Consider the following 1468-nt stretch of genomic DNA (forward strand, 5'->3'; position numbering starts at 1 on the left):
GGCGGGCGACCCGGTCGTCGATCAGGGGTTGGGCTCGATGCTGAGCTGCTTGGTCTCCGGGTCGTAGACGAGCGTGCCGCCGACGAACCGCTGGGCGATCGTGCCGTCCTCCCGCTCGGCCTCCGCGGAGGTCGGCAGCCCGAGCGGGCCGTGCTCGAAGCCCTGCGCGGCCCACGCGTCACCGATCACACCCCACACGGGATGGGTCCCGGTCTCAGGGGAGGAGTACAGCGCGCCGTTCTCGTGCTTGACCAGGGAGACGTCCCCGTAGCGCTGGACCCCGGAGAGCGCCTTGCCTAGCTGGGCTCCGAGTTGCTGGCCCAAGCCCCGGAAGTCGCCGCCGGCCAGGTCCTCCACCGATCCGAGGTCCACGCCGATTGCGTCGCCCACCGAGCCGGCGTCGACCGGCAGGTCCGCGAGGGTCTTGCCGCCGAGCAGGGCGCGGGTCAGGGCCGCGGGGTCGAGACGCCCGCCGCTGAGCACGGTCCGCAGCGCGGTGGTGACGGCGTCCTGGATGCCGGAGGGGCTGATCGCGGTCAGACCGGCGCTGCCGGTGCCACCCCCACCACCGCCGGTGCCACCGCCGTCGGTGCCACCGCCGCCGGTGCCACCACCGCCGGTGCCCGGGTTGGACGGGGCCGGGGCTCCGCCGCCCCCGCCACCGCTCTTGGCGTAGGACGCGGCGATGTCGCGGATCTGGCCCATCTTGGCGTACCCGGAGTTGCCCGGGCAGGAGGTGAGGCCGACGTCGCGGTGGGCGAAGATGTTGGGCAGGCGCACGGCTGTGCCGTACGAGTACTTGGTGTACGAGGTGCCCTCGGAGTAGTGGGTGTCGGAACCCTTGGGGTCGACGCCGGCGACGGACAGGCGCCAGCCGATGATCTCGCCGACCTTGCGGATGGTCGCGTCGGACGGGGAGACGGTCGAGTAGTCGCCCATCATGGAGATGCCCCAGGTGTTGCCGTTGAACCCACCGGCGTGGGCGCCCTGGACGTTGCGGCTCAGGCCGCCCGCGCGCCCCTCGAACGCCTGCCCGTACTTGTCGACCAGCACGTTGTAGCCCACGTCGCACCAGCCGAGCGTGCGGGCGTGGTACGTGTAGATGCCGCGCATGACGCCGGCCGAGCCCTCGCGGGTGTAGTTGTTGCTGCCGGCCGTGTGGTGGACGACGGCCGCGGCGAGCGACGGGTCGTAGGACGCGTTGCGGCAGCGGATCGACTCGTCTGCGCCCCAGCCGGCCCGGCTGATGATGGCGGGCTGCCTGGCCGCGATGTCGCCGCTCGCGCCGGTGCCGCCGGAGGCGGTGACGTCGGCGAACGCCTCGGGGTCCGGGGTCGGCGTGGCGTCGGGGGTGAGCAGGACGGCCGTGACCGACGAGGGGTCGAGGTCGGTGGTCTCGGCGACGGGCTTGATGTCGGCGTAGCGGGTCGGCGCGGGCGGGGTGCCGTCCGACGCGGGCCGGGCCGGC

Annotated in this window: 1 protein-coding gene; it reads right to left on the bottom strand. The window is 73.6% G+C overall.

Annotated elements, in window-relative coordinates; genetic code table 11:
* Positions 1-21 precede the first annotated feature (21 nt).
* Positions 22-1468 (bottom strand): N-acetylmuramoyl-L-alanine amidase (locus tag HMPREF3086_RS16960; protein WP_070723105.1); only part of this gene is annotated, 1447 nt, incomplete at its 5' end.

The organism is Dietzia sp. HMSC21D01, assembly GCF_001815995.1.
Lineage (GTDB): Bacteria > Actinomycetota > Actinomycetes > Mycobacteriales > Mycobacteriaceae > Dietzia > Dietzia cinnamea.